Below are 5,297 nucleotides of genomic sequence, written 5' to 3'. Positions count from 1 at the left end.
TCGTTTTCAGAAGACGGCTGCACTGAACGTCAGAAGCCGACTGCACTATAGCAGCGGAGGGGTTGGATCCATCAGGCAACGACGGGCTGCTGCCGGCCAATAGCCGACAATGACGACACTGGAAATCCCCGCCTGTGAGCGTCGGCTCAGGGCGGGACAGCGTCATCCAGCTACCTGCGCCACTGACTCAGCCTTGTCCAGCCGGCCGCGCCGCACGAACAGACTGACCAGCCGTTGACGGATCGCCACCTGGAGTTCCGCCAGTTGTTCCGGCGTGATGCGAATTTCACCCGCTCGACGAGCGCAACACCGGCGCCGCCTACGCCAAGAACCGGCGAATCGAACTCAAACTCACGAACCGCTGAGCGCCGCGTCACCGCGCTGCTGCGCCAGCCAGTCGCGCGGGGCGCAGCCCATGCGCACGCGGAAGGCGCGCGCCAGAGCGTTCGGGCTGCCGTAGCCGACGCGGTCGGCCACCACCGCCACCGGCCGCCCCTGCTTGAGCAGGGTGCAACTGACGTTCATCCGCCAGTCGGCCAGATAGTCGCCCGGCGTGACGCCCACCGCGTCCTTGAACGCGGCGGCGAAGCGCGCGCGTGACATGCCCGCCTTCGCCGCCAGCGCCTCGAGCGACCACGCGGTCTGCGGCGCATCGTGCATGGCGGTTATGGCGCGCGCGAGTTTCGGGTCGGCCAGGCCCGCCAGCAGTCCGGTGGCGCCAAGCCGCCCATCCATCAGATAACGCAGCAACTGGATCAGTAGCAACTCGCACAAGCGGTCGATGGCGGCCTGCCGACCGCACTGGTCGCGCTCGGCTTCGGCAAACAGCAACTCTAGCGTCGGCCCGAGGCCGGGCAAGTCCGCCAACGGAATCAGCAGCATCGACGGCAAGGCCATGGCCAACGGATTGCCCGTCGAAGCGCCCAGGTCGACCTCCGCACACAACCGCTCAGCGGTATCGCCGGGGGCGGCGACAAAACGATGCGACGCCACGCGCGGATAAAACAGCAGGCTCGGCTCGGTAACCAGCAGATCTTCATGCACGGGCGAACGCGCCGTAATCGGGCCGCGCCGCACCAGATGGATATAGCCATGCGGCGCCGCGTAATGATGCTGCCCACAGAAGGCGCCGCTGTGAAAAACGCGCGCCGAAAGCGAGTAGTGCCGGAGCAAGCCGGCCAGTCGATCCGCCATTCCACTCTCCATATAAGACGATAGGTTACGTATTTGATACTTTACGTGCCATATCGTACCAAACAAAGGGCGATCATGCCCACGTGCTCTTGCACCTCACCCACTACGGAGATAGACATGACCCAAATCGCCCCCCTGACCATCGACACCGCTGACGCCGCTACCGCTGCCACACTCAAGGCCGTCAAAGCCAAGCTTGGCATGGTGCCGAACCTGTTCGCCACGCTGGCCCACGCGCCGGCGGCGCTCAATGGCTACCTCGGCTTGTCCGAAACGCTGGGCACCGGCCGCCTGAATGCCTCCCAGCGCGAGATCGTTGCGCTCGCTGCCGGTCAAGCCAATCGCTGCCAGTATTGCCTGAGCGCACACACCCTGATCGGCAAAGGTGCCGGACTGTCGGCAGAGGCCATCGCCGCGGCCCGCACCGGCCAGGCGGCCAACGCACTTGACGATGCAATCGCCGGCTTTGCCCGCGCGCTGGTCGAGCAACGCGGCGTGGTGTCGGCCGACGCCATGGCCAACTACCGCCGCGCGGGGCTCGACGACGGCCTGATACTGGAAGTGATCGCCAACGTCGCGCTGAACACGCTCACCAACTACACCAACCACATCGCCGACACCACGGTGGATTTCCCCGTGGTCGCCGTCTGATCTCCATAGGCATATAAGGAGAACACGATGAAAATCGCACTCACCGGCGCTCTGCTCGCCAGCGCCCTCGTCCTGCCACTGGCCGTCACGGCCGGCGACTTTTCGCCCTATGTGGACAGCCAGGGCGGCATCAGCCGCCCCACAGACTTCCGCACAAACTTCGTCCACCTGGGCTCATATGCGGTGTTGGACGAAAAATCCGCCTCTCGCGGCTTGCACGATGTGTACACCGAAAAGGCCTCGGCCGAGCACTACCGCAAGACCGGCAAGTTCTTGGACGGCGCCACGCTGGTGAAAGAGATCCGCAAGCTCGAAACCAGCGCCATGACCACTGGCAACCCTGTGGTCTGGGGTTCCGATGCGGCCGTGTGGTTCGTGATGGTCAAGGACGCCAAAGGCCGTTTCGCCAGCAACCCCTTGTGGGGCGACGGCTGGGGCTGGGCGCTGTTCAAGGCCGACGCCCCCGCCAAGAATGTCGCCGTCAGCTACGAAGCCGACTGCATGGGCTGCCATGTGCCGGCGGCCAAGACCGACCGCGTATTCATCCAGGGCTATCCGACACTGACCCAGCACTGACTTGCTGCCGGGTTACGCTTCGCGCAGGATGGCACCTCCGTCCTGCGCGAGCCACCCTTTCCGGAAGCGCGCCATGCCGACACTCGACGCCTTTCTGACCGACGTCCGCGCCTGCACGCGCTGCGCACCGCATCTGCCACACGGCGTGCAGCCGGTCTTCCAGTTTCACCCGAGTGCGCCCATCCTCATCGCCGGCCAAGCACCGGGGGCCCGGGTCCATGCCTCAGGCGTGCCCTTCGACGACGCCAGCGGCGCGCGTCTGCGCGCCTGGCTGGGCGTGGACCGCGACACCTTCTACGACCCTACCCGCATCGCCATTCTGCCCATGGGCTTCTGTTATCCGGGCACCGGCAAAAGCGGTGACCTGCCGCTACGCCCGGAGTGCGCCCCCCGCCTGGCGCGAAGCCTTCATGCAGCGTTTCGAGCGCCTGTCGCTGGTCATCGTGCTGGGCAGCTACGCCATGGACTACCACCTCGGTACTGGCAAGACGCCGCTCACCCGGGTGGTCGAAGCCTGGCGCGAGCACTGGCCGCAAGCGTTCCCCCTGCCTCACCCTAGCCCGCGCAACAATCGCTGGCTGGTGCGCAACCCCTGGTTCCAACAAGACGTGCTGCCCGCGCTGCAAGCACGCGTCCAGGCAGTCCTCACCGCCAACCCCAAGGAAACCCCATGACCGACGACACCGCCGCCATTACCGAGCTGCTGCACAAGTACTACGACACCCTGGCCTGGGCGAACGGAGACAGGCACCGGCTTTGGAGCGATGAACGACGGCTTCAGGTGCGGTAGCTGACGCCTGGGACCTCAATCACCGTATGACCGGGTCGAAAGCGGTCCTTTCTCTGACAACATCGCCCTAGCCCGCACTCAACCCCCACAACACATCCAGCACATGTTGCGTAGGCCGCTCGACGTCCCCACCACGGTGGGCAATACCAAGTTGACGCCACAATAAGGGCTGTAATGGCCGCATGACGATCCTGGTATCGGGCAATGGCGTGGAGGCTTCATGCGGCAACAACGTCGCACCATAACCGGCCGCCACTAGGCTTTTGATCGCATCGTTGTAGTTCAGTTGAATACGCGGCGTGGGCTGCCGTCCATCACTGGCGAACCACTCCGAGGTCAAGCGCGAAAGCCGAGTAGTTTTGTCATTCAGAATTAATGGCTGGGCGGCCAGCCAACCGGGGGTCACAACATCCGGGCATTCCCAGCGAGCCGGCAAGAAGGCCATGACCGGGTCCCGCCGCCATGGCTCGATCCGCAATTCCTTCACCGGGGTCTGTGGCAGCGCGACCAGACCGATCTCCAAAGAGCCCTCGGCAAGCTTCTTCAAAGTTTCCTGCGACGTGAGCACCGCGACCTGCACATCGATAGCGGGATGGCGTTGGCCCAACGTCTCCAAAGCTTGCGGCATCAACTGTGCGATGGCCCCTGTGGAGGCACCCAGCCGCACACGCCCGGCCAAGCCCTGCACCTGACGCTCCACGTCCTCAAGCGCCTGCTCCGCATCCGCCAACAGGCGCCGCGCGCGCTCCACCAGCGTTTCTCCAATCGCCGAAGGCTGAATGCGCCCACGTGTGCGCGACAACAGCTTTCCGCCAACCCGCGACTCCAGGTCGGCAATATGCAAACTGACCGTGGGTGGCGCGAGGTGCAGCACACGGGCCGCCTCGGCAAACGAACCCAGGTCGGCAATGGCCACCAACGTGCGCAGACGGTCCAGGCTGATTTCGCGCATGAGTCACTCCTTGTTCAGAAAAGCTGAATTTCATCGTTTAGAAATTCAACTTTTCCTATCTTAGCCCCTCACTGAAGATTGGAACTCCTGATTTCCTATGTCCGAGAGCATTCCATGGCAAGTCCTCTTATATTCATCGACGGCGACCAAGGCACCACCGGGTTGCAAATCCATCAACGTCTACGCGACCGGACCGATCTGCGGCTTATCACGCTCAGCCCCGAACATCGCAAGGATCCGCAACGTCGCGCCGAAATCATCAACGCCTGCGACATCGCGATTCTCTGCTTGCCCGACCAAGCCGCACGCGACGCTGTAGCGAGCATCGAAAACCCCGCCGTTCGGGTGATCGATGCGAGTTCGGCGCACCGCACCCATCCAGACTGGACCTATGGTTTCGCGGAGATGAACTCGCAGCAGGCCCAACGCATCGCCACGGCACGGCGGGTCAGCAATCCCGGTTGCTATCCCACGGGGGCGATAGGGCTGCTGCGCCCATTGCTGGAGGCCGGGTTGCTGCCCAGGGACTATCCGACGAACATTCATGCTGTGTCGGGCTATTCCGGAAAAGGGCGCGTTGGCGTGCAAGAGCATGAGGGAGAGGGCGCATCACAGGCGCCCGCGTTTCAGGTTTATGGTCTGGGGCTGGCACACAAACATATTCCGGAGATTCAGCAGCAAAGCGGTCTGATGGAGCGGCCGATGTTTGTGCCGGCTTATGGGGCTTTTCGGCAGGGGATCGTGCTGACCATACCGTTGCAACTTCGCTTGTTGGCGCCGGGCGTGGATGCGGTGCGGTTGCATGCGTGTCTTATGCAGCACTACGTCGATGCGGACCATGTACAGGTGATGTCGATGCAGGAGGCCAAAGGGTTGACGTGCCTTGATCCTCAGGCGCTTAACGGGACTGATAGTTTGCGATTGGTGGTGTGTGAAAATGATGAGACGGGGCAGGTTTTGTTGGCTGCGGTGTTTGACAATCTTGGGAAGGGAGCCGCTGGAGCGGCGGTGCAGAATCTGGATTTGATGGTTGCAGGAACATGACTCCGACTACCCACTGGCTCTAGAGTCTATGGCTCGAATTTTCGAGCGGTTGTTTCCTCTCTGTTTATGGCCTGGCATCGACGGCATTAA

6 protein-coding genes and 1 pseudogene are annotated in these 5,297 nt (G+C 63.1%); 5 read left to right on the top strand and 2 right to left on the bottom strand.

Annotation, left to right across the window (positions count from 1 at the left end):
- Positions 1-351: 351 nt before the first annotated feature.
- Entirely contained in the window at positions 352-1,194 is an 843-nt protein-coding gene (locus ACZRN6_RS36265; RefSeq protein WP_003464996.1) for a helix-turn-helix transcriptional regulator, read from the bottom strand.
- 75 nt (positions 1,195-1,269) lie between these two features.
- On the opposite strand from ACZRN6_RS36265, the gene ACZRN6_RS36260 reads away from it, so the two are divergent.
- From ACZRN6_RS36260 to ACZRN6_RS36245, 4 genes and pseudogenes are all read left to right on the top strand, one after another.
- Positions 1,270-1,845, top strand: coding sequence for a carboxymuconolactone decarboxylase family protein (locus tag ACZRN6_RS36260; protein ID WP_003464997.1), 576 nt, complete (start codon positions 1,270-1,272; stop codon positions 1,843-1,845).
- Between the two features lie 27 nt (positions 1,846-1,872).
- A complete protein-coding gene (locus ACZRN6_RS36255) occupies positions 1,873-2,421 on the top strand; it encodes a cytochrome P460 family protein (protein ID WP_003465000.1) in 549 nt (182 codons plus the stop codon).
- Between the two features lie 28 nt (positions 2,422-2,449).
- Positions 2,450-2,770 (top strand): annotated as a pseudogene (locus ACZRN6_RS36250) (uracil-DNA glycosylase family protein); the annotation flags it as partial.
- Positions 2,771-2,831: 61 nt separating this feature from the next.
- Positions 2,832-3,095: a uracil-DNA glycosylase family protein gene (locus ACZRN6_RS36245; protein ID WP_003830781.1), complete on the top strand. Its 264-nt coding sequence runs from the start codon at positions 2,832-2,834 to the stop codon at positions 3,093-3,095.
- 183 nt (positions 3,096-3,278) lie between these two features.
- Here the strand turns inward: ACZRN6_RS36245 and ACZRN6_RS36240 are convergent, their stop codons facing one another.
- The gene (locus tag ACZRN6_RS36240) at positions 3,279-4,163 is read right to left on the bottom strand and encodes a LysR family transcriptional regulator (protein ID WP_003465017.1); all 885 of its coding nucleotides are present in this window, start codon (positions 4,161-4,163) and stop codon (positions 3,279-3,281) included.
- A 114-nt stretch (positions 4,164-4,277) separates the two neighbouring features.
- Between ACZRN6_RS36240 and argC the strand changes: the two genes are divergently transcribed.
- Complete coding sequence (gene argC / locus ACZRN6_RS36235; RefSeq protein ID WP_003465021.1) at positions 4,278-5,207, top strand: N-acetyl-gamma-glutamyl-phosphate reductase; 930 nt, start codon at positions 4,278-4,280, stop codon at positions 5,205-5,207.
- Positions 5,208-5,297 lie beyond the last annotated feature (90 nt).

It is taken from the genome of Pseudomonas sp. A125 (assembly GCF_055409485.1).
The sequence above is the reverse complement of the archived record's forward strand: the minus strand, read 5'-3'. Positions and strand labels throughout refer to the sequence as shown.